Here is a 19573-nt window from a genome sequence, read left to right on the forward strand (position 1 = left end):
AGCGCGTACTGTCGGCGCATGCCCACGCCATACGGATCCCGTGGCGGCATGGCGTTCAGCGCGGACGAGCTGCGTGTGCTCCGACGCGCCCTCGCCGTCGCCCTCAATCCCGCCCAGCCCCGCGAGAACGTCGTCCAGGACTGTCTGCGGCTCGCCGAGTCCGTGGACGAGGCCGTGAGCGAGGCGGAGCGGCTGCGCGCGTTCCTGCTCGCCGACCTCGTCCGCTACCGTGCCGCACTCCCCGGCTCGTCCGGCGGCTATCTGGAGCTCCTCCAGGACGCCCTGGCCGCCGGCTACGACCCCCGCCCCGAGGATCTCGCGGCCCTGCGCGGCCTCCAGCACCGCACGCCCGTCGCGGCCGAGCTGCTGGAGCGCTGCCAGGGCCTCGCGGAACAGTCGGTGCGCGCCCGCCTCGCCCGCCGCACCACGACCTCCGCCGCGCCGGCCGCGCCCGCCTCCCGGGCGCGACTGACGGCCCTCCCCGGTGGGCTGGCCGCCGCAGGCGACAAACCGGAGCCCCGCCCTGCCGCCCCGAAGCCGTCCCCCGCCCCCTCTCCCGCGCCGCGACCGGACCGTCCGATCCCCACGCCCGGCGAGGTCTTCCCCCCGCGCCGCAAGCCCACGCCCCCGCCGGAGGAGCGGGCTGCCGGATAGCTACTCTGGAGGACATGGACTACGTATCCGCGCTCCTGCCCCCCGTCGTGATGGCCGCCTTCTTCATCGGTCTCGTCGTGACGATCGTCAAGAGCCAGGGCGGACCCAACAAGGCCAAGGAGGACGACGCCGTGGACGCGGCGATCGCCCGCACGGAGGCCGCCGGGCCGTCCACCCCGGCGGACCGCCCGACCGGGGCCTGAATCCGGGGCTGCCCGGCCCTGGAGGTCCCGACCCTCCTCATGGACGTACGGCCGCCCACGGCCGTACGTCCTTTTTCGTACCAGAACTACGTCAATAGCCATCCATTCAGACATCTCCCACTATGGTGGCGATGTGCCCCGCCAATTGGGAGAGCTCGAAGACGCCGTCATGACACGGATCTGGCAATGGAACCGCCCGGTGACCGTGCGGGAAGTCCTGGAAGATCTGCAGCAGGAACGGTCCATCGCCTACACGACCGTCATGACGGTAATGGACAATCTCCATCAGAAGGGCTGGGTGCGCAGGGAAGTCGAAGGGCGCGCCTATCGATATACCGCGGTCTCCACCAGGCCCGCGTACTCGGCCGCACTGATGAACGAAGCATGGTCGAAGAGTGACAACCCCGCGGCGGCCCTTGTCGCCTTCTTCGGCATGATGTCGCAGGAGCAACGCGAGGCGCTCCAGGACGCGATGCGCATCGTTCAGCCCCAGATCCAGGAAGGGGCTGCGGAAGGCGCGAGGGAAGAGCCCCGTGAGGCCTCCGGGCAAGCGCCTCCCGAACAGCGCGGTGAGGGCGACGACGAGGCGGGTGGAGCGGGGCGATAGCGTCCGCTCATGTCCTCAGTGCATCCGCTTCCCAATGCCGCAGCAAATGCCGTCACCGTACGGCGGGCCAGGACCAGCGATGTACCGGCCGTGCGCCGGCTCGTCGATCCTTACGTGAGCGAAGGCATCCTGCTCGACAAAGCGACGGTGACGCTTTACGAGGACATCCAGGAGTTCTGGGTCGCGGAACGCGATGCCGACGCCCGAGTGGTCGGCTGCGGCGCTCTCCACGTCATGTGGGAAGATCTCGCCGAAGTGCGCACTCTGGCAGTGGACCCTCAGGTGAAGGGTCACGGCATCGGCCGTCAGGTGCTGGAGCAGCTGTTGCACACCGCTCGCTGGCTGGGAGTGCGCCGGGTTTTCTGCCTCACCTTCGAAGTCGACTTCTTCACCGAGCACGGCTTCGTGGAGATCGGTGAGACACCGGTCGACGGAGATGTGTACAGCGAGCTCCTGCGTTCCTATGACGAGGGTGTCGCCGAGTTCCTGGGCCTCGAACGAGTGAAGCCGAACACCTTGGGCAACAGCCGCATGCTTCTGCACCTGTGATCGAACCGGGCGGAACGCGGACCGGAACGTGGATCGGAAGGCCGTCGGGAACAGCGGTCGGAAGACGGGCCGGAACGACGACCGGTCTCTATGTCCGAATCGCGCATGTTTCCCGCGTTCTCGAGGTTCTGAACCTCTGCCGAGGGTTTGTGTTTTCCAGGGAAAAGCGGTTTCCTTTCCGCGTACTGCATTTTCGATGAAAGGAAATCCGGTGGCACAGAAGGTTCAGGTCCTTCTTGTCGACGACCTCGACGGCGGCGAGGCGGACGAGACCGTGACATTCGCGCTGGACGGCAAGACCTACGAGATCGACCTCACCACCGCCAACGCCGACAACCTCCGCAGCCTCCTCGACCCGTACACCAAGGGCGGGCGGCGGACCGGTGGCCGTGCCGCGACGGGCCGTGGCAAGGGCCGCGCGGCCGCGACGGGCAGCAAGGACACGGCGGAGATCCGCAAGTGGGCCAAGGAGAACGGCTACAGCGTCAACGACCGCGGCCGCGTTCCCGCCGAGATCCGCGAGGCCTACGAGAAGGCCAACGGCTGAGCCGCACGCAGCAACCGGGCCCGGTGGCATGCATGCGCCGCCGTGGCCACGAGCCGTACGAGGTCGGGGGTGCCCCCAACGCCCCCGGGTCCGGCACTCTGCCCGACGGGGGCGAGCGTCGGCAGTGACGGCTCCACCTCGCGCCCCGGTTCCGGGGGCCGCACCCACCGGGCGGCCCCCTGCGCGACGGGAAAGCCGGGCGGTGCCGGGGCGGACATCCGCATACCCGTGCCGAGGGCGGTCAGATCGAGACCGATCCCGCCCCATTCCAGCCAGTCGAGCAGCCCCGGCAGCTCCTCGGCGCTGCCCGCGGCCACCAGCAGCCGCATCCTCGCCCGGCCCCCCGCCCGGGGGACCCTGCCCGTGATCGCGACCGGGCCGGTCCGTTCGTGCCGCCTGAGCAGGGCGAATCCCGCATCGGCAGGGAGCTCCAGTACATCGAAGCGGAGCCCGGTCGGCAGCTGCACCGGCCGACCCCCGGCCGTGGCCCACCCGAGCTCGTTCTCGTACCAGCGCGCGACGCCGTCGTCGAGCGGCGCCGGTACCGGCAGCGACAGATGGGCGAGCGGGACATGGGAGTCCATGCCCCGGGAACTTCCGAGCCCACCTGATGGTTACGCATTGTTGCTGGCGGATTGCACAGTGTGGCCGAAACTGGGGATGTCGACGTATTCGGCGACGCAAGGATGTTCGCCCATAGCTGAGGGAACCGGCGTTCGCCGCATGGAGTGTCAGTGCTTGCGGGTAAGACATCCCTAGTGAGGACGGGCGACACGCAGTCTTCGGGGTCTCACGTTCGCCATCGGCGTACAGGTGGCACGGGTAACTGCCTGGCCTGCGGGAACATCGTCTCGCACCATCAAGTTAGAGCAGTTGTCGGCGTTCGGGGCAGGAGGGCAGCGACGGGTGTCGGCAGTTGGAATGAGCGGTCCCCGCTTGCGGGACTAAGCTGCGGAAGGACAGGGAGGGGATCGACCCCTTACTGACTGACCGCTCTGAGGAGCGATTAACGATGTTCGAGAGGTTCACCGACCGCGCGCGGCGGGTTGTCGTCCTGGCTCAGGAAGAAGCCCGGATGCTCAACCACAACTACATCGGCACCGAGCACATCCTCCTGGGCCTTATCCACGAGGGTGAGGGTGTCGCCGCTAAGGCCCTGGAGAGCCTCGGGATTTCGCTCGAGGCGGTCCGCCAGCAGGTGGAGGAGATCATCGGCCAGGGCCAGCAGGCTCCGTCCGGGCACATTCCCTTCACCCCCCGTGCCAAGAAGGTCCTGGAGCTGTCGCTCCGCGAGGCTCTTCAGCTGGGCCACAACTACATCGGCACGGAGCACATTCTGCTCGGCCTGATCCGCGAGGGCGAGGGCGTCGCCGCCCAGGTCCTCGTGAAGCTCGGGGCCGACCTCAACCGGGTGCGGCAGCAGGTGATCCAGCTGCTCTCCGGCTACCAGGGCAAGGAAGCCGCCACGGCCGGCGGCCCGGCCGAGGGCACGCCCTCGACCTCCCTCGTCCTCGACCAGTTCGGCCGGAATCTCACCCAGGCCGCTCGTGAGTCCAAGCTCGACCCGGTGATCGGGCGCGAGAAGGAGATCGAGCGGGTCATGCAGGTGCTGTCCCGCCGGACGAAGAACAACCCGGTGCTCATCGGCGAGCCCGGCGTCGGCAAGACGGCGGTCGTCGAGGGCCTGGCGCAGGCCATCGTCAAGGGCGAGGTGCCCGAGACCCTCAAGGACAAGCACCTCTACACCCTGGACCTCGGCGCGCTGGTCGCCGGCTCCCGCTACCGCGGTGACTTCGAGGAGCGCCTGAAGAAGGTCCTCAAGGAGATCCGCACCCGCGGCGACATCATCCTGTTCATCGACGAGCTCCACACCCTGGTGGGTGCGGGCGCCGCCGAGGGCGCGATCGACGCCGCCTCGATCCTCAAGCCGATGCTGGCGCGAGGTGAGCTGCAGACCATCGGTGCGACGACGCTGGACGAGTACCGCAAGCACCTGGAGAAGGACGCGGCCCTCGAGCGCCGCTTCCAGCCCATCCAGGTCGCGGAGCCGTCGCTGCCGCACACCATCGAGATCCTCAAGGGTCTGCGCGACCGTTACGAGGCGCACCACCGCGTCTCCATCACGGACGAGGCCCTGGTCCAGGCCGCGACCCTGGCCGACCGGTACATCTCGGACCGCTTCCTCCCGGACAAGGCGATCGACCTGATCGACGAGGCCGGCTCCCGGATGCGTATCCGCCGGATGACCGCGCCGCCGGACCTCCGCGAGTTCGACGAGAAGATCGCGGCCGTCCGCCGGGACAAGGAGTCCGCGATCGACTCCCAGGACTTCGAGAAGGCGGCGTCTCTCCGCGACAAGGAGAAGCAGCTGCTGGCGGCGAAGGCCAAGCGGGAGAAGGAGTGGAAGGCCGGCGACATGGACGTCGTCGCCGAGGTCGACGGCGATCTGATCGCCGAGGTCCTCGCCACGGCCACCGGCATCCCGGTCTTCAAGCTGACGGAGGAGGAGTCCTCCCGTCTGCTCCGCATGGAGGACGAGCTCCACAAGCGGGTCATCGGCCAGAAGGACGCCATCCGTGCGCTTTCCCAGGCGATCCGGCGCACCCGTGCCGGCCTGAAGGACCCGAAGCGCCCCGGCGGCTCGTTCATCTTCGCCGGCCCGTCCGGTGTCGGTAAGACCGAGCTCTCCAAGACGCTCGCCGAATTCCTCTTCGGCGACGAGGACGCGCTGATCTCCCTCGACATGTCGGAGTTCAGCGAGAAGCACACGGTTTCCCGTCTCTTCGGCTCCCCGCCCGGATACGTGGGTTACGAAGAGGGCGGCCAGCTCACCGAGAAGGTGCGCCGGAAGCCGTTCTCCGTCGTCCTCTTCGACGAGGTCGAGAAGGCCCACCCCGATATCTTCAATTCCCTTCTCCAGATCCTGGAGGACGGTCGTCTGACCGACTCCCAGGGCCGGGTCGTGGACTTCAAGAACACCGTCATCATCATGACGACCAACCTCGGGACCCGGGACATCTCCAAGGGCTTCAACCTGGGCTTCGCCGCCCAGGGCGACACCAAGAGCACCTATGACCGGATGAAGGCGAAGGTCAACGAAGAGCTGAAGCAGCACTTCCGGCCCGAGTTCCTCAACCGCGTCGACGACACGGTCGTCTTCCACCAGCTGTCGCAGGAGGACATCATCCAGATCGTCGACCTGATGATCGCCAAGGTGGACGAGCGGCTGAAGGACCGCGACATGGGCATCGAGCTCAGCCAGGAGGCGAAGCTCCTGCTGGCGAAGAAGGGCTACGACCCGGTCCTGGGCGCCCGACCGCTGCGTCGGACGATCCAGCGCGAGATCGAGGACCTGCTGTCGGAGAAGATCCTCTTCGGCGAGCTGCGCCCCGGCCACATCGTGGTCGTCGACACCGAGGGCGAGGGTGAGGAGAAGAAGTTCACCTTCCGCGGCGAGGAGAAGTCGGCCCTGCCGGACGTCCCGCCGATCGAGTCGGCGGCGGGCGGCGGCAGCGGTCCGAACCTGTCGAAGGACGCGTGACGCCGGCGCTGAGCCGAGCGACCGAAGGGGCTGCCCCGGACCTGAGGGTCCGGGGCAGCCCCTTTTTCCGCGCCGGGCGGCGGCTCTGGGCCTAGCGCGACTCGTCGAACGTCACGAGGACGTGGGGCGGGAAGCCGTCCGTGCCCGAGACGCTGCTGCGGTCTCCCAGCACATGGACCTTCCGGAGCTGCTCCAGCGCGCGGAGCGGCGACAGATCCACCTGCTGGTCCCGCCGGAAGAGATGCACCACGACGACGGAGTTCACGCCCGGCAGAAGGTGCGGGACCAGGCGCAGGGACGGTTCCGGGCCGCGCAGCTCGAGACGGAGACCGCTGACCGGTGGCACGACGTCGGCGAGCGCCAGTTGCACGTCGTCCATCACGAGGTCGAGGGGCTCCGCGTCGTCCGGAGGGCAGGGAGGGCAGGGAGGGCAGGGAGGGCAGGGAGGGCAGGGAAGGCCGGAAAGGGAGAGGTCCGTGAGCGCGCGGCAACGGTCGAGTTCGAGCCTCACCAACGCGTGGGCGTCCCGGAGGCAGGCGAGGTCGCTCAGCCCCGCGTTGAGGGAGATGCGGACTGTCGTGGGTGAGCACGCCTGCACCGTCTCGGCGATGAGTTCCTCGGGAAGGTCGCCCTGGAAGTGGATCGCGCGTCGGCCGCCGAGAGCGACCAGGGCCTTGGCCTGCTCGGCGTTGCGGATCGTGTACTGAAGGCCGTGCGGATCGACGGCCGCGATCACCTCGGTGGCGTACTTCTCGGTGTCGTAGCGGTGCCAGGCCCAGGCGAGCTGGGACCGCACCCGCAGCGACGGGTGGGCCGCGTACCGGGCCAGGAACGGGATGGCCGCGTCGGCTGCGATGTGCGAGGCGGTCGTGACGGTCAGGCGGGCCGACTCGTCGTCGGATACGGCGTCCGGGCCGGGCAGCAGGTCGAGAACGAGCGGGCCCGCTGCGGCCAGTTTGCGCGCCTCCTCGATCGTCCGGGGAGGGATGACCTCCGCCGTACGGCGGCGCAGTGCCTCGCGGATGTCCGGGGAGATCTCCGTCGCCTGTTCCATCGCCGCCGCCGCGACCACCAGGATGCGCAACTGGATGAAGCGGTCCTCGGCCGCGTCTGCCGCTGCCAGCAACTCCGCGAAGATCTCTGCGCTTTCGCGGGGCCGGGCATGGGCCACGCTCATGCGGATGACGTCCTCCCACTGGTCGTCCGCCGCGTGCCGGGTGAGGACGCCGATGTGCCATTCGTCGACGATGGCCTTGGCGGCGAGGTGGTCCTGGAAGGTGCGGTGGACGAAGCTCACAGCGCCGGGCGAGGCCTCGCGGAGCAGGCCGCTGCGGTGGAGGAGGTGGGCGAAGACCGCTCGGGGTTCGCCGGCGGCCGCGGCGTCGGGGACCGCCGGGATCGCGCCTACGACGAGTGACTCGGCGCGTGAACGGTCCATTTCCGTGCGCCCGTTGAGAGTGAGCCAGTACGCGAGGCGCTGGATCAGCTGGATCTGCGGGGCTTCGGAGAGGTCGACCCCGGAGGGGTTGCCCATGTCGCGTTCCCGGTCGCGGCGGTCGAGCAGCATCGACAGCGCGGCCTCGTACAGGGCCTTGCGGCCGCGCGGCAGGAAGCCGCGCCGATCGCGGTGCAGGGCGCAGAGGAGGCCGCACATCAGCGGGTTGGTGGCGAGGAGGGCGAGGTCCCGCTTCGTACGGAGAGCGTCGAGCAGTGGCTTCTCGTACGACGCGGCGTCCGCGCCCGCGGCCCGGTGCCATCGCCGGACGAAGGCGGTCACCTCGGTGTGCCGCATGGGGGAGAGGGTGAGCTCGGTGAAGCCCTCGGGGGTGAGCCAGTGGTCCCGTACGGCGGAGGGGCGCGAGGTGACGAGCCAGCGGTTGCCGGCGTCGTACGTGGCGAGCAGGTCGCGCAGCCAGCGGCGGGTGCGTTCGCGCTCGGCCTCGGGGATCTCGTCGATGCCGTCGACGAGGACCAGCCCGCGTCCGGCGGACAGGACGCGGTCGGCCCAGCCGTCGGGTGGAGTGAGCGGGCAGCCGACGGCGGCGAGGAAGTGGTCGGGGGCGGGGAGCCGCTCGCCATGGCGGGTGAGGGTGCGCAGGGGCAGCACGAAGGGAATGCGGTCGCGGAGGTAGGCCGTCCGCCCGTGCCTCTCGCCGTCCTGCCCGGTGGTGGAGACGGCGAGCCACTGGACGAGCGTGGTCTTCCCGGAGCCCGCGACTCCCCGCAGCAGGACCCTGTCCTGGCGGGCGAGGGTCTCGTCGGCCGGGGTGCTCGAGGAGGGTTCGGCCCATGGCTCCGTCCGGCGCCGCGCCGGTGCGGTCGCCTCGGGGGTTTCCAGCGCTTCGTGTGCTTGCGGGGCTTCCAGCGTCTCCAGGGACAGATACGCCACGTCCAGCGGCCAGGCGTCCGGCGAGTCATGCAGGTCGATGCCGTAGATCGTCAGGCTGCCGTGCTTCTTCGCGATGTACGAGAGGTAGCGGCGCTCGAAGGCCACGTCGCGGGCATCGGCGCGCGGTGTGCGCAGGATCAGCTCGTCGATCTTGGCGATCATCTCCGTCTGGGCCCGGCTCTGTTCGATCAGGGTGCGGGCGACGAAGGACGAGCGCTGGGTGAAGAACTGCAGGATGTGCAGGCAGGCCCACTCGGTGAGCGAGTCGACGAAGAGAGAGGCATCCGCGGACAGCCCGTGGACGTCGCCCGCCACCGCGGCACGGAGCTGTCGTGCCAGCTCCCGGTGGCCGAGGCGTACGGCCTGGACGTCGTCCATCTCCAGGTCGCCGAGGGTCAGCAGGGTGCGCGCGAGGGCGCCGGTGACGGCCTCGGTCTCGTCTGCCGGGAACGGGCGCTCGGCGCGCTCGCCGCGTTCGGTCAGGGAGCGGCTGACGAGGGTGCCCGCCAGTTTGCGTACGTCCCTCTCCGTCAGGGTCCGCTTCTCGCCGCGGAAGGAGACGAGCCCGGAGAGCCGCACGGGCCTGTCCGTGAGCGCGGCGCCGCTGCCCTCCCGTACCAGGAGCTGCTTCAGGAGCGGCGCGATGGCCGCCGAGGCAAGCCGCGTGCCGACGAGTGCGGGCTCCATGCGTGATCCCCCCAGATCCTCGATCCCGGGCCGGCCTGAAAGGGGCCGTTTCCCCCGGAAAATCGCCGTTTTCGGTGTGACCCACGACGCATCGGACGGGTCGCGGTCGTGACAAGGCGCACAGGCCGTTCCGAGCCTACTAGGCCTCTTAGTGGGGGTTCCGGGTGCCGCTCGGGGGCTTTCGGGGGCACCGGGAGGGACTTTCGGCCCGGTGGTGGCGGGCAGGCAGGGGATCCGGGGCCGGTATCCGTCCTGCACGGCCTCTACATGGGGTTAAACCAGCCTTCGTCAGGAGATTTCGGACGATGCCGGACAGGTGGTCGGCTCTCGTCAAGGGTCCCGCTCACACGGCCCCATCTACGACGAGATGTCGTAGATGGGGTGTTTGAGGCGAGTTGGCGGTCCGGGTTACCAAGGTGGGGCACCCGGTGCTCAAGCGCCGGGTCGGTACTTGCCCGATCAGCCCGGAGGTTCTCCCCGCATGTCGAAGCGCAACATCAACCGTCTCCGCCTGTCCGTGCTCCGTACCCGTGGCGCCGTCGTGGCTGCCGGACTCGGCGCCGTGATGGTCGTCGGAGCCGGTGCCGGTGTGGCCGCCGCCGATACGGTGAAGGCCTCCCCCGCTGTCGCTGTCGCCCAGCAGGCCAAGGCGCAGGCGAAGGCTGCCGCGCAGGCCCACGTGGCCGTCGAGCCCGCTGCCGCGAAGAAGGCCGGCTCCTGGGTCAAGCCGGTCTCCCGCTACACCCTGACCGCCAGCTTCAACCAGGGCGGCGCGATGTGGTCCCACAAGCACTCCGGCCAGGACTTCGCCGTTCCGGTCGGCACCCCGGTCAAGGCCGCCGGTGGCGGCGTCGTCGTCAAGGCCGGTCCGAACGGCGGCGGCGACGGCCCCGCGTACGGCAACGCCATCGTGATCAAGCATGCGAACGGCAAGTACTCGCAGTACGCCCACCTGTCGAAGATCAACGTGGGCGTGGGCCAGAGCGTGAACGCAGGCAAGGTCATCGCCCTCTCCGGCAACACCGGCAACTCGTCCGGCCCGCACCTGCACTTCGAGATCCGTACGACCCCGAACTACGGCTCCGCCCTGAACCCGGCGACCTTCCTGCGCGGCGTCGGCGTCTTCATCTGACGCCTGCCGCCGATGGCGACCGATGCCTAGACCTGCGGCCCCTGGTGGGCCTGGGTCACCAGATCGATGGCGACCTCGAGGACAGCTTCGCGCTTCTCCTCGGGGTCGCCTTCGACGTTCTGCATGAAGAACGTGCCCGCGTGCATGGTGAACAGCGCGCTGACGCAGCGGACCCGGTCGGTCATGCCGAGGTCCGGCTCCTGGACCAGCTGGACCAGCGTGACCATGCGCTCCTTGAAGGTCACGCCGATGCTGAGCTCCCGCACGGTGGCCTGGTTCTCCTGCATGAAACGGAAGAGCGGTGCGGCCCCGGTAAGGGCTTCCTGGTAGCGGCGCAGGATCTCCAGCTTGGTCTCCAGGGTGCGCGGCTGATCCTCGGCCCAGGCGATCAGCTCGTCGACCGGCCGGTTCAGGTCCTGGAAGAGGCTGATGACGATGTCTTCCTTGGTCTTGAAGTGGTAGTACAGCGCCGCCTTCGTGACCTGCAGCCTCTCGGCGATCTCGCGGAGCGAGGTCTTCTCGTAGCCCTGCTCGGCGAAGAGTTCCAGGGCCACGTCCTGAATGCGTTGGCGGGTGTTGCCTCGGGCCATGGGGCTCTCCTGGGGGGCGCGCGTATCACCGATTTACTTACTTGACGCCCGGCTAGTTACGGGTCTACTTTCCCCAGTGTAGTGAACTAGCCGGGCGGCAAGTAAGTGGTCGGGGGCCAGGGAGTGGGATCGATGGCGGCGGGACAGGAAGCGGCGACGAAGGCGATACCCGAGGAACCCGGCGGGGCGCGTCAGCGCAGCGTCCGTGTCGTACTCCTCGCGTTGATGGTCGCGATGCTGCTCGCGATGCTCGACAACATGATCATCGGTACCGCGATGCCGACGATCGTCGGCGAACTCGGCGGCCTGGAGCATCTGTCCTGGGTCGTCACCGCGTACACCCTGGCCACCGCCGCCTCCACCCCCATCTGGGGCAAGCTCGGCGACATGTACGGCCGCAAGGGCGTTTTCCTCACCGCGATCGTGATCTTCCTGATCGGCTCCGCGCTCAGCGGCATGGCCCAGGACATGGGCCAGCTGATCGGTTTCCGCGCGGTGCAGGGTCTGGGCGCGGGCGGGCTGATGGTCGGCGTCATGGCCATCATCGGTGACCTCATACCGCCCCGCGAGCGGGGCAGGTACCAGGGCATGATGGCCGGCGTCATGGCCCTCGCGATGATCGGCGGGCCGCTGGTCGGCGGCACCATCACCGACCATTGGGGCTGGCGCTGGAGCTTCTACATCAACCTGCCGCTCGGCGCGGTCGCGCTCGCCATGCTCACCGTCGTGCTGCACCTGCCGAAGCGGGACCGGAGCGCGGGCAAGGTGCGGATCGACTACCTGGGTGCCGCGCTGCTCACCGTCGGCATCACCTCGATCGTGCTCGTCACGACCTGGGGCGGTACGGAGTACGCCTGGGGCTCCGCCGTGATCATGGAGCTGATCGCGATCGGTGTCGCCTCGCTCGTCGGCTTCCTCTTCGTCGAGACCAAGGCCGCGGACCCGATCATCCCGCTGCACATCTTCCGCAGCCGCAACTTCACCCTCATGTCGGTGATCGGATTCTTCGTCGGCTTCGTGATGTTCGGCGCCGTGCTCTTCCTGCCCCTCTTCCAGCAGTCCGTGCAGGGCGCGTCCGCCACCAACTCCGGACTGCTGCTCCTGCCGATGCTGCTGTCGATGATGCTCGTCTCGCTGATCGCGGGCCGCATCACCACGGACACCGGAAAGTACAAGATCTTCCCGATCATCGGCGGCGGCCTGATGGTCGCGGGCCTCTTCCTGCTCGCGCAGATGGACACCGGTACCTCGCGGCTCACATCCGGGCTCTACATGGCCGTCCTCGGCGCCGGCATGGGCTTCCTGATGCAGATCACGATGCTGGTCGCACAGAACAGCGTCGAGCTCAAGGACATGGGCGTCGCGTCCTCCGCCACCACCCTCTTCCGTACGCTCGGCTCCTCCTTCGGCGTCGCGATCATGGGCGCGCTGTTCACCGGGCGGGTGCAGGACGAGATGGCCGCGCGGGGCGGCTCGGCCGCCACCCAGCAGTCCGCACAGCTGGACGCGGCGAGCCTGGCGAAGCTGCCGGAGCAGGTGCGCGAGGCGTACCAGATGGCCGTGTCCTCGGGTACGCACGCGGCGTTCCTGCTCGGCGCAGCGGTCGCGGTGATCGGATTCGCGGCGGCCTTCTTCGTCAAGGAGGTGCCGCTGAAGGGTGCGGGCCCGACGAAGTCGGGCGATGCCGGAGCGGGAGCGGACAGCGGGACCGGTGCCGGTGTCAAGGTCGTGGAGGCTGTCTGACCAGCACGTTTCTGAACGGCGGCCCTCGGTGCACAGGCGCCGGGGGCCGTTGTCAGTGGGGCGTGCCAGCATCGTGTCCGTGGAGAAGCGCGGAGGGAACACCACCCCGGTGACGGCGCACCTCGCCCATCTGCGGCAGCTGCGCCTCGCCAAGGACGCCATGGACCGCGACTGGGCCGAGCCGCTCGACCTGGACGCGGTGGCCGCCCATGCCGGCTACTCACGCTTCCACTTCGTCCGCGCCTTCAAGACGGTCTACGGAGACACGCCCGGCCAGTACCTGTCGCGCAGACGCATAGAGCGGGCCGAGGAGCTCCTCCGTACCGCGGATCTCTCGGTCACCGAAATCTGCTCGCTGGTCGGCTTCAGCAGTCTCGGCACGTTCTCGGCCCGGTTCAAGAAGCAGACCGGCCTGACCCCGAGCGAGTACCGGACGAAGCACGTGGGGCGCGGCGCCGCACTCATACCCGGGTGCTACGCCCTCCTCTGGGCGGGAGGCTTCCCCAGCCGCGATTCCGGGGACCGCGCCGGGGACCGCGATGCCAAGTACCGGGGCGGCGAGGATCGCGATTCCGAGGACCGCGATTCCTAGGACCGCAATTCTGAAGAAGCAGGTCGACCGGGCCGCTGCCTACGGTGGCAGGGCAAGCACGACGAGCGTCGACCAGGAGCGCGAAATGATCAAGGGACTCGCCATCTCCACCGTCTGGGTCCTCGACCAGGACCGGGCCAGGGACTTCTACACCGAGAAGCTCGGTCTGGAGGTCCGTACGGACATGACGATGGGCGAGGGCGGTATGCGCTGGCTCACCGTGGGCGCGAAGGACCAGCCGGACGTCGAGCTGACGCTCATGGTCCCGGGCGCGCCGGCCATGGACCCCGAGTCGGCGGAGGCCATGAAGCGGCTCGTCGCGAAGGGCGTCCTCGGCGCCGGGGTCCTGACCACGGACGACATCCACGGTGACTACGCCAGGCTGAAGGAGAAGGGCGTGGAGTTCCTGCAGGAACCGCAGGAGCGTCCTTACGGCACGGAGGCCATCTTCCGGGACGACTCCGGCAACTGGTTCTCGTTCACCCAGCGCCGTGAGGGAGGACTGGACCTGGACAAGGACTGGGCCTGCTAGGAGTCAGAACGGGAGCCGGGGCATCGGGAAGCTGCCGGTGTTCGTCGGGGCGTGGTCCGGGAGCCAGAGCACCGCGATCGCGCCGCTCGCGCCGACACCCGGGTCGGCGGCGCCCTCGGGGCTGGCGTTGCGGAAGGTCAGCCGGGCGCCGAGGACCCGTGCCTGACCGGCAGCGATCGTGAGGCCGAGACCGTGTCCCTGTCCTGCGCGGTCGCTCGCGCCCGTGCGGAAGCGGCTCGGGCCCTCGCGCAGGAGTGCCTCCGGGAAGCCGGGGCCGTGGTCGCGTATCCGCACGACCCGGCCCTCGATGGTGACCTCGACCGGCGTTCTGCCGTGCCTGGCGGCGTTGGCCAGCAGATTGCCCAGGATCCGCTCGAGCCGCCGCGGATCCGTGCTGACCCACGACTCGTGCACGACGCGCACGACCGCGTCCGGGTCCAGTGCGGTGACGCGGCGGCTGACGAACTCGCCGAGCGCGATCTCCTGGAGCTCGGCCCGCTCCGACGCACCGTCCAGCCGGGCCACCTCCAGCACGTCCTCGACCAGCGTGCGCATGGCCTGCGCCCGGTCCCGTACGAGCTCGGTGGGGCGGCCGGGCGGCAGCAGCTCCGCGGCCGTGAGCAGCCCGGTCACGGGCGTGCGCAGCTCGTGGGCGATGTCCGCGGTGACGCGGCGCTCCGCCTCGATGCGCTCGTTCAGCGCGTCGGTCAGGGCGTCGACGGCCCGTGCCAGCTCGTCGGTCTCGTCGCGTACGACGCCGCCGACGGCCTTCCGGACCCGTACCCCCGTGTTGCCCTGCGCGACCTTGCCGGCCGCGGCGGCGGCCTTGCGCAGCCTGCGGGAGAGCTGGCCGCCGATGAGCACGCCGAGCGCGGAGCCGGCGAAGACCACCGACACCGAACCGATGATCAGGGCCCGGTCCAGGTCTTTCATGATCGCGGTGCTGCGATCGGCGAAGCGGCTGTGCAGAGACAGCACATCCCCGTTGCCGAGCGGCACGGCGGCCCAGATGTCGGGGGCGCCGCTGTGGTGCTCCTGCACATAGGTGGCCTGCCGGCCGTCCTCGAGCAGGTACCTCACCTCGCGCGGCAGTGCGGGATCGTTGAGCTCGGTGCCGAACTTGGGCTCGGTCTTCGGCTTCGTGGTCTCGTATATCCGCTGGGCGAAGAGCAGCCGGTTCATCTGCAGATCGCGCGCGTTGTCGAGCATCGAGACACGGGCGGCGTTGTGCACGACCAGACTCAGCGCGCACGCGATGAGGGCACCGACGGCGGCGATCGCGATGCTGATCTTCCACCGGACGCCGGTGCGCAGGGCGAGTCGCTTCATGCGGCGTCCCGTTCCGATCCCGTGTGCGGCCGGTGTGTGGGGATTGCTGCCGGGGTTCCGGGGGGTGCCCCCGGTGCGTGCAGCCACCGGACGCCGGTGCGCAGGGCGAGTCGCTTCATGCCGGCTCAGGCCTTGAGCTTGTAGCCGAAGCCGCGGACCGTTTCGATCCGGTCCTGGCCGATCTTCGTACGCAGCCGCTGCACGTGGACGTCGACGACCCGGGTGTCCCCGCCCCAGCCGTAGTCCCAGACCCGCTCCAGCAGCTTGTCCCGGGACAGCACCGTGCCCGGTGCGGACGAGAACTCCAGCAGCAGCCGCATCTCGGTCGGCGTCAGGCCGACCGGCACCCCGGCGCGTCGTACCTCCATGCCCTCCGTGTCGACCTCCAGGTCACCGAAGGTCAGCACACCGCGCTCGCCCGACTGCCCCGCCTCACCGGAGTCGCCCGCGGCACCGCTCGCGTGCCCGAAGCGGCGCAGCACCGCACGGATACGGGCGACCAGGACCGCCCCGTCGAACGGCTTGGTGACGTAGTCGTCGGCGCCGGCCTCCAGGCCCAGCACCACGTCGATCGAGTCGGCGCGCGCCGACAGCATGATCACCGGCACGGTCGACTCGTCCCGGATCCGGCGGCACAGACTGACGCCGTCCAGTCCCGGCAGCATCACATCGAGCAGCGCGATGTCCGGCCGGTTCGCGCGGAAGGCCTCGAGGCCGGCCAGCCCGTCCGGCATCGCGGTCACGTTGAAGCCGTCGCGCTCGAGCGCGAGCTGGGTGGCCTCACGAATGACGTCGTCGTCCTCGACGAACAGGACATGTGTCTCGGCCATCCTGCTGTACTCCGCTGCTCTCTCGATCTCGCTCGGTCGTCGGTCGCCGGTCTGCTGCTGGGTCCACCGCTCGGCCGGTGCGCTGCACGCCCGGTCCGTCCTTCAGCTGTCGCCCGGCGTCGGGGCCGGCTCGTCCACCACATCGCCGTCCACCGCCCGGCTGTACTCGTTCTCGACCCGGTCGTGTTCCGTGAACTTGTTTCCGGCCCAGCGGTACGTCGTCACGATTTCACCCGAGGGGTACGAGACCGGGTCGCCTTTCGCGTACACCTGCTTGGTGACGACCAGATCGCCCCGGTCGATCGTCGAGTAGACCGCGGGCTCCTCGGCGGCGAAGACATTCTTGTAGCCGTCGTCGCCCCCTCGGTAGACGAACGTCCCGATCCCCACCGCCTCTCCGCACGTCAGCACATTCACCACGACATCCGGCACCGGACTGTCCGTGAGATTCCCGTACGACGTGTCCACGGGGTACGCGTCCGCCGAGCACGGCTGCAGATCGGCCTTGACCCGCTCGCTGACCTTGGGGTCCTCCATGATCAGCCGGACCGCGTCGACCTTCTTCACCGGTGAGGCCGTCGTCGAGGCCTCGGGCGTCGACGGCGACTGCGCCACCGGATCGGTCCGCGCCGGACCCTCGTCGCGGGTACCCGTCCCACCGGTCGAACAACCGGCCGCGAGCAGCCCGAAGGCGGCGAGGCCGGCCACTGCCGTGCCACTCGCCGCCCATCGGCTGACGCCGCCTCTGGCACCGGCGCCGTCCTCGGCGCCCATGCCTTCTCCGGCTAGGCCGCGCACTGCTCCCGCCCCCGTTCCTCACGACGTGCGTACGTACGATCCCCCCGCTGTTCCGCACGCTGCGCGGGGACTCGCGGCCCACGGCCTGCCGGGCCCCGGCCCGCCGCTCCCCGGCTTTCCTGCCCTCGGCTCCCCAGTCCCCGGCCTTCGAGTTCGCGTGCCTCCAGCTCCTGGCGGAGCCGGGCGAGCGCCCGGTGCAGCGTGCTCTTCACCGTACCTGTCGACATGCCGAGCGCGGCGGCGGTCTCCTCGGTGCTCATCTGCTCCCAGTGCCGCAGCACGACGACGCTGCGCTGCTTGGGTGCGAGCACCTTCAGCACGTCCATGAGCAGGGCCCGGTCCGCGTGCTGCTCGGTGACGTCCTCGACACTCGCGTCGGGCAGCTGCTCGGTCGGGACCTCTTCGAGCTTGCGGGCCCGCCACCACTCGGTCCGCGTGTTGATCATGACGCGGCGGAGGTAGGCGTCGGCGAGCGACTTGTCGGCTATGCCGTCCCAGCGGCCGTACGTCCGCACCAGCGCCGTCTGCAGCAGGTCCTGGGCGTCGACCGGGTCGGGGACCAGGCGCCGGGCGCTGCGCAGCAGCGCCTCCTGCCGGGTGCGTACGTAGTCCTCGAATTCGAGCACCTCGCCGTGCGCCATTCCAACCGCCTCCGTCCCCGTGACAAGCCCCGTGACAAGCTGTGCGTTCCCGTGGTTTCCCTTACGCCACAGGAACCTACGGAGCTGTTGTCACGGGGCTGTGCGAAGCAGCCGTCGGAGGGCGCACGGCCATCCATCGGTTGTGTAACAACGGCACTTCGCGGGGTTCGCCGGGGATTCTCAGGCGAGAGGCAAGCGGAACCGCTCATTCTCCAGTGGCTCGACCAAACCGTCCGCAACCAGCCCGTCCAGGGCGCGGTTGCGCTGCACCGGCTCGTCCCAGACACGGTCCAGAACCGCCCGCGGCACCGGCGCGACCGCCTCGCGCAGCACCGCGAGCAGCTTGCCGCGGACCTGACGGTCCGTGCCCGCGTACGTCTGGCCGCGCCGCGGCGGCCCGTCGTGGGCCGGCTTCCCTGCCAGCCGCCACGCGCAGATCCTGGCGACCGGGCAGCGCCCGCAGCCCTCGTTGCGCGCGGTGCACACCAGCGCGCCGAGCTCCATCGAGGCCGCCGCCCAGCGCGCCGCCGTCGCCTCGTCGTCCGGCAGCAGGGCGCGGGCCAGGCGGCGTTCGGCGGCCGTGGTCGCGTTCGGCGGGTACTGGATGCCGGTCGCGGCCCGTGCGAACACCCGGCGGACGTTCGTGTCGAGGACCGCGTGCCGCTGCCCGTACGCGAACGACGCCACGGCGGCCGCCGTGTACTCGCCGATCCCCGGCAGCGCGAGCAGCTGTGCGTGCTCGCGCGGTACGTCGCCGCCGTGCCGCTCCGTTATCGCCACCGCGGCTCCGTGCAGCCGCAGGGCACGACGCGGATAGCCGAGCCGGCCCCAGGCGCGTACGGCCTCGCCGGGCGCTTCGGCAGCGAGATCGGCCGGGCGCGGCCAGCGGGCCAGCCACTGCTCGTACACGGGGAGCACCCGGCTGACGGGGGTCTGCTGGAGCATGAACTCACTGACCATCACGCCCCAGGCGCCGGCTTCGGGGCGGCGCCAGGGAAGATCTCGGGCGTGCTGGTCGAACCAGGAGAGCACGGGGCCGTGGAGGCCGCGGTTGGCCAGGACATCGATGGAATCGTCGGCGGCGTCGGTGGCGGGATCGGCGGCGGTGTCGTCGATGGAGAGATCGGAGGTGACCTCGGCGGCGGGGGAGGGGATGTCAGTCGCAGTCATGGCACTTCCGATCCTGGCATGCTCAGCGGCGCCTGTCGGTGTACGCGGCCGAGGAGAAGAGGCCGAGGAAACGGCGCTCGCCGATGACGTTCCCGTCGGCGTCGAACTTCTTCACGCCGACGTAGCCGTGGGAGGCGGGATCCGACGCGCGGTCCGAGGCAGGATCCGACGCGCGGTCCGGGACGTGGTCCGGGGATCGGCCGGAGACGTGGTCCGTGGCCCGGACCGAGGTGCCGCTCGTGGCGGCGCCTTCCGCTGCGGCGTGCCGGCCACGAGGGCCCGCGAGGCAGAGCGCGAGCCGCGACCGGCTCGTCCGCATCGTCGCGGCCGGCGACACGGCCGGACGTGCCCCCGCCCGTACGGACACCACCGCGACGGCCGCGCCGAGCACCAGTCCCCACGGCCACGTCGTGGGGATGGTGGACGCCGACGAAGGCCCGCCAGAACGCCATCAGCAGCGCGAGCGGCAAGGTGAGCCACCCGATGCGCGGCCGGGGCGCGGCGAGTACGAGGGCGACGGCCGCCGTGCCCGCGATCGTGGAGTGGTTGCTGGTGAACGACCAGTCACCCGTCGGCCGGACACGGCACCAGCGACTCCACGGCACCCGTGACCGCGCGGCACGGCCGCTCCTCGTCCACGAGCGACTTCAGCGACTCGCTGCACACACAGGCCGTGGCGATCGCGAGCGGCGCGAGGACGGCCACCGCCATCGCCCGCGCGTCCCCGGTGCGCGCCCGCCACCACGCGACGACGAACAGCACCCCTCAGAGCAGGGGCCCGGCCTCCGTCCAGAGTTCGGCGAGTTGCCGCACCCAGTGGGGGGCGTGCGCGAAGTCGGTGATGTCGCGGTAGAGGTCTACGGAGATGTCGCCGGAGATGTCGCTGTCCATGACCAGGAACCGTATGCGTGAGGAAGGTGCGATCACCCCGCGCCGACGACCACGGCCACCCCCGACGAAGGTCGGGGTCAACAAGCCTATTCCGTAAGGTATTCGGGCAAAACTTGCAAAACCTGCCATATGTCCTGGTCCGCACCGT

Annotated in this window: 18 protein-coding genes and 1 pseudogene; 10 read left to right on the forward strand and 9 right to left on the reverse strand. The window is 69.8% G+C overall.

Annotated elements, in window-relative coordinates:
• The first annotated feature begins 18 nt into the window (after window positions 1–18).
• From ABT078_RS26205 to ABT078_RS26225, 5 genes are all read left to right on the forward strand, one after another.
• Entirely contained in the window at window positions 19–654 is a 636-nt protein-coding gene (locus tag ABT078_RS26205) for a hypothetical protein (RefSeq protein WP_351231763.1), read from the forward strand.
• A 14-nt stretch (window positions 655–668) separates the two neighbouring features.
• Window positions 669–857, forward strand: a complete 189-nt coding sequence (locus tag ABT078_RS26210; RefSeq protein WP_351231765.1) for a hypothetical protein — start codon at window positions 669–671, stop codon at window positions 855–857.
• Window positions 858–990: 133 nt separating this feature from the next.
• Window positions 991–1464, forward strand: a complete 474-nt coding sequence (locus ABT078_RS26215; protein WP_351231767.1) for a BlaI/MecI/CopY family transcriptional regulator — start codon at window positions 991–993, stop codon at window positions 1462–1464.
• A 9-nt stretch (window positions 1465–1473) separates the two neighbouring features.
• A complete protein-coding gene (locus tag ABT078_RS26220; protein WP_351231769.1) occupies window positions 1474–2013 on the forward strand; it encodes an amino-acid N-acetyltransferase in 540 nt (179 codons plus the stop codon).
• A 211-nt stretch (window positions 2014–2224) separates the two neighbouring features.
• Window positions 2225–2560: a histone-like nucleoid-structuring protein Lsr2 gene (locus ABT078_RS26225; RefSeq protein ID WP_351231771.1), complete on the forward strand. Its 336-nt coding sequence runs from the start codon at window positions 2225–2227 to the stop codon at window positions 2558–2560.
• On the opposite strand, the gene ABT078_RS26230 is transcribed toward ABT078_RS26225, so the two are convergent.
• Window positions 2539–3144, reverse strand: coding sequence for an SCO3374 family protein (locus tag ABT078_RS26230; RefSeq protein ID WP_351231773.1), 606 nt, complete (start codon window positions 3142–3144; stop codon window positions 2539–2541). The genes ABT078_RS26225 and ABT078_RS26230 overlap by 22 nt on opposite strands.
• Before the next feature lie 428 nt (window positions 3145–3572).
• Between ABT078_RS26230 and ABT078_RS26235 the strand changes: the two genes are divergently transcribed.
• Window positions 3573–6101: an ATP-dependent Clp protease ATP-binding subunit gene (locus ABT078_RS26235; protein WP_351231775.1), complete on the forward strand. Its 2529-nt coding sequence runs from the start codon at window positions 3573–3575 to the stop codon at window positions 6099–6101.
• 91 nt (window positions 6102–6192) lie between these two features.
• Here ABT078_RS26235 and ABT078_RS26240 read toward each other — a convergent pair whose 3' ends face one another.
• Complete coding sequence (locus ABT078_RS26240) at window positions 6193–9177, reverse strand: NACHT domain-containing protein (protein WP_351231777.1); 2985 nt, start codon at window positions 9175–9177, stop codon at window positions 6193–6195.
• A 481-nt stretch (window positions 9178–9658) separates the two neighbouring features.
• On the opposite strand from ABT078_RS26240, the gene ABT078_RS26245 reads away from it, so the two are divergent.
• Window positions 9659–10309, forward strand: coding sequence for a M23 family metallopeptidase (locus ABT078_RS26245; RefSeq protein ID WP_351231779.1), 651 nt, complete (start codon window positions 9659–9661; stop codon window positions 10307–10309).
• A 26-nt stretch (window positions 10310–10335) separates the two neighbouring features.
• On the opposite strand, the gene ABT078_RS26250 is transcribed toward ABT078_RS26245, so the two are convergent.
• Window positions 10336–10899, reverse strand: coding sequence for a TetR/AcrR family transcriptional regulator (locus tag ABT078_RS26250; RefSeq protein ID WP_351231781.1), 564 nt, complete (start codon window positions 10897–10899; stop codon window positions 10336–10338).
• A 132-nt stretch (window positions 10900–11031) separates the two neighbouring features.
• Between ABT078_RS26250 and ABT078_RS26255 the strand changes: the two genes are divergently transcribed.
• The 3 genes from ABT078_RS26255 (at window position 11032) to ABT078_RS26265 (ending at window position 13766) form a co-directional block, all read left to right on the forward strand.
• Window positions 11032–12642, forward strand: coding sequence for an MDR family MFS transporter (locus ABT078_RS26255; protein ID WP_351231783.1), 1611 nt, complete (start codon window positions 11032–11034; stop codon window positions 12640–12642).
• Window positions 12643–12802: 160 nt separating this feature from the next.
• Complete coding sequence (locus tag ABT078_RS26260) at window positions 12803–13234, forward strand: helix-turn-helix transcriptional regulator (protein ID WP_351231832.1); 432 nt, start codon at window positions 12803–12805, stop codon at window positions 13232–13234.
• 85 nt (window positions 13235–13319) lie between these two features.
• The gene (locus ABT078_RS26265; RefSeq protein WP_351231785.1) at window positions 13320–13766 is read left to right on the forward strand and encodes a VOC family protein; all 447 of its coding nucleotides are present in this window, start codon (window positions 13320–13322) and stop codon (window positions 13764–13766) included.
• Window positions 13767–13769: 3 nt separating this feature from the next.
• On the opposite strand, the gene cseC is transcribed toward ABT078_RS26265, so the two are convergent.
• The 6 genes and pseudogenes from cseC to ABT078_RS26295 all read right to left on the reverse strand — a co-directional run.
• The gene (gene cseC / locus ABT078_RS26270; RefSeq protein ID WP_502981329.1) at window positions 13770–15224 is read right to left on the reverse strand and encodes a two-component system sensor histidine kinase CseC; all 1455 of its coding nucleotides are present in this window, start codon (window positions 15222–15224) and stop codon (window positions 13770–13772) included.
• Window positions 15221–15925, reverse strand: coding sequence for a two-component system response regulator CseB (cseB, locus tag ABT078_RS26275; protein WP_351231789.1), 705 nt, complete (start codon window positions 15923–15925; stop codon window positions 15221–15223). The genes cseC and cseB overlap by 4 nt, the downstream gene beginning before the upstream one ends.
• 102 nt (window positions 15926–16027) lie before the next feature.
• On the reverse strand, window positions 16028–16699 hold the full coding sequence (locus ABT078_RS26280) for a hypothetical protein (protein WP_351231791.1): 672 nt from the start codon (window positions 16697–16699) through the stop codon (window positions 16028–16030).
• Between the two features lie 11 nt (window positions 16700–16710).
• The gene (locus ABT078_RS26285) at window positions 16711–17364 is read right to left on the reverse strand and encodes a SigE family RNA polymerase sigma factor (RefSeq protein WP_351231793.1); all 654 of its coding nucleotides are present in this window, start codon (window positions 17362–17364) and stop codon (window positions 16711–16713) included.
• A gap of 180 nt (window positions 17365–17544) precedes the next feature.
• Complete coding sequence (locus ABT078_RS26290; protein WP_351231795.1) at window positions 17545–18534, reverse strand: HhH-GPD family protein; 990 nt, start codon at window positions 18532–18534, stop codon at window positions 17545–17547.
• Window positions 18535–18790: 256 nt separating this feature from the next.
• Window positions 18791–19413: pseudogene (locus ABT078_RS26295) on the reverse strand (phosphatase PAP2 family protein); the annotation flags it as partial.
• Between the last annotated feature and the right edge of the window lie 160 nt (window positions 19414–19573).

The organism is Streptomyces sp. NPDC002133, assembly GCF_040296405.1.
Classification (GTDB): Bacteria; Actinomycetota; Actinomycetes; order Streptomycetales; family Streptomycetaceae; genus Streptomyces.

What these genes read in the sequence shown, in the direction of transcription:
- ABT078_RS26220 (WP_351231769.1), top strand. Translation starts at nt 1,474, where the DNA reads ATGTCCTCAGTGCATCCGCTTCCCAATGCCGCAGCAAATGCCGTCACC.
- ABT078_RS26250 (WP_351231781.1), bottom strand. Translation starts at nt 10,899, where the DNA reads ATGGCCCGAGGCAACACCCGCCAACGCATTCAGGACGTGGCCCTGGAA.
- ABT078_RS26210 (WP_351231765.1), top strand. Translation starts at nt 669, where the DNA reads ATGGACTACGTATCCGCGCTCCTGCCCCCCGTCGTGATGGCCGCCTTC.
- ABT078_RS26260 (WP_351231832.1), top strand. Translation starts at nt 12,803, where the DNA reads ATGGACCGCGACTGGGCCGAGCCGCTCGACCTGGACGCGGTGGCCGCC.
- ABT078_RS26240 (WP_351231777.1), bottom strand. Translation starts at nt 9,177, where the DNA reads ATGGAGCCCGCACTCGTCGGCACGCGGCTTGCCTCGGCGGCCATCGCG.
- ABT078_RS26230 (WP_351231773.1), bottom strand. Translation starts at nt 3,144, where the DNA reads ATGGACTCCCATGTCCCGCTCGCCCATCTGTCGCTGCCGGTACCGGCG.
- ABT078_RS26205 (WP_351231763.1), top strand. Translation starts at nt 19, where the DNA reads ATGCCCACGCCATACGGATCCCGTGGCGGCATGGCGTTCAGCGCGGAC.
- ABT078_RS26235 (WP_351231775.1), top strand. Translation starts at nt 3,573, where the DNA reads ATGTTCGAGAGGTTCACCGACCGCGCGCGGCGGGTTGTCGTCCTGGCT.
- ABT078_RS26265 (WP_351231785.1), top strand. Translation starts at nt 13,320, where the DNA reads ATGATCAAGGGACTCGCCATCTCCACCGTCTGGGTCCTCGACCAGGAC.
- ABT078_RS26255 (WP_351231783.1), top strand. Translation starts at nt 11,032, where the DNA reads ATGGCGGCGGGACAGGAAGCGGCGACGAAGGCGATACCCGAGGAACCC.
- ABT078_RS26285 (WP_351231793.1), bottom strand. Translation starts at nt 17,364, where the DNA reads ATGGCGCACGGCGAGGTGCTCGAATTCGAGGACTACGTACGCACCCGG.
- ABT078_RS26245 (WP_351231779.1), top strand. Translation starts at nt 9,659, where the DNA reads ATGTCGAAGCGCAACATCAACCGTCTCCGCCTGTCCGTGCTCCGTACC.
- ABT078_RS26280 (WP_351231791.1), bottom strand. Translation starts at nt 16,699, where the DNA reads ATGGGCGCCGAGGACGGCGCCGGTGCCAGAGGCGGCGTCAGCCGATGG.
- cseB (WP_351231789.1), bottom strand. Translation starts at nt 15,925, where the DNA reads ATGGCCGAGACACATGTCCTGTTCGTCGAGGACGACGACGTCATTCGT.
- ABT078_RS26290 (WP_351231795.1), bottom strand. Translation starts at nt 18,534, where the DNA reads ATGACTGCGACTGACATCCCCTCCCCCGCCGCCGAGGTCACCTCCGAT.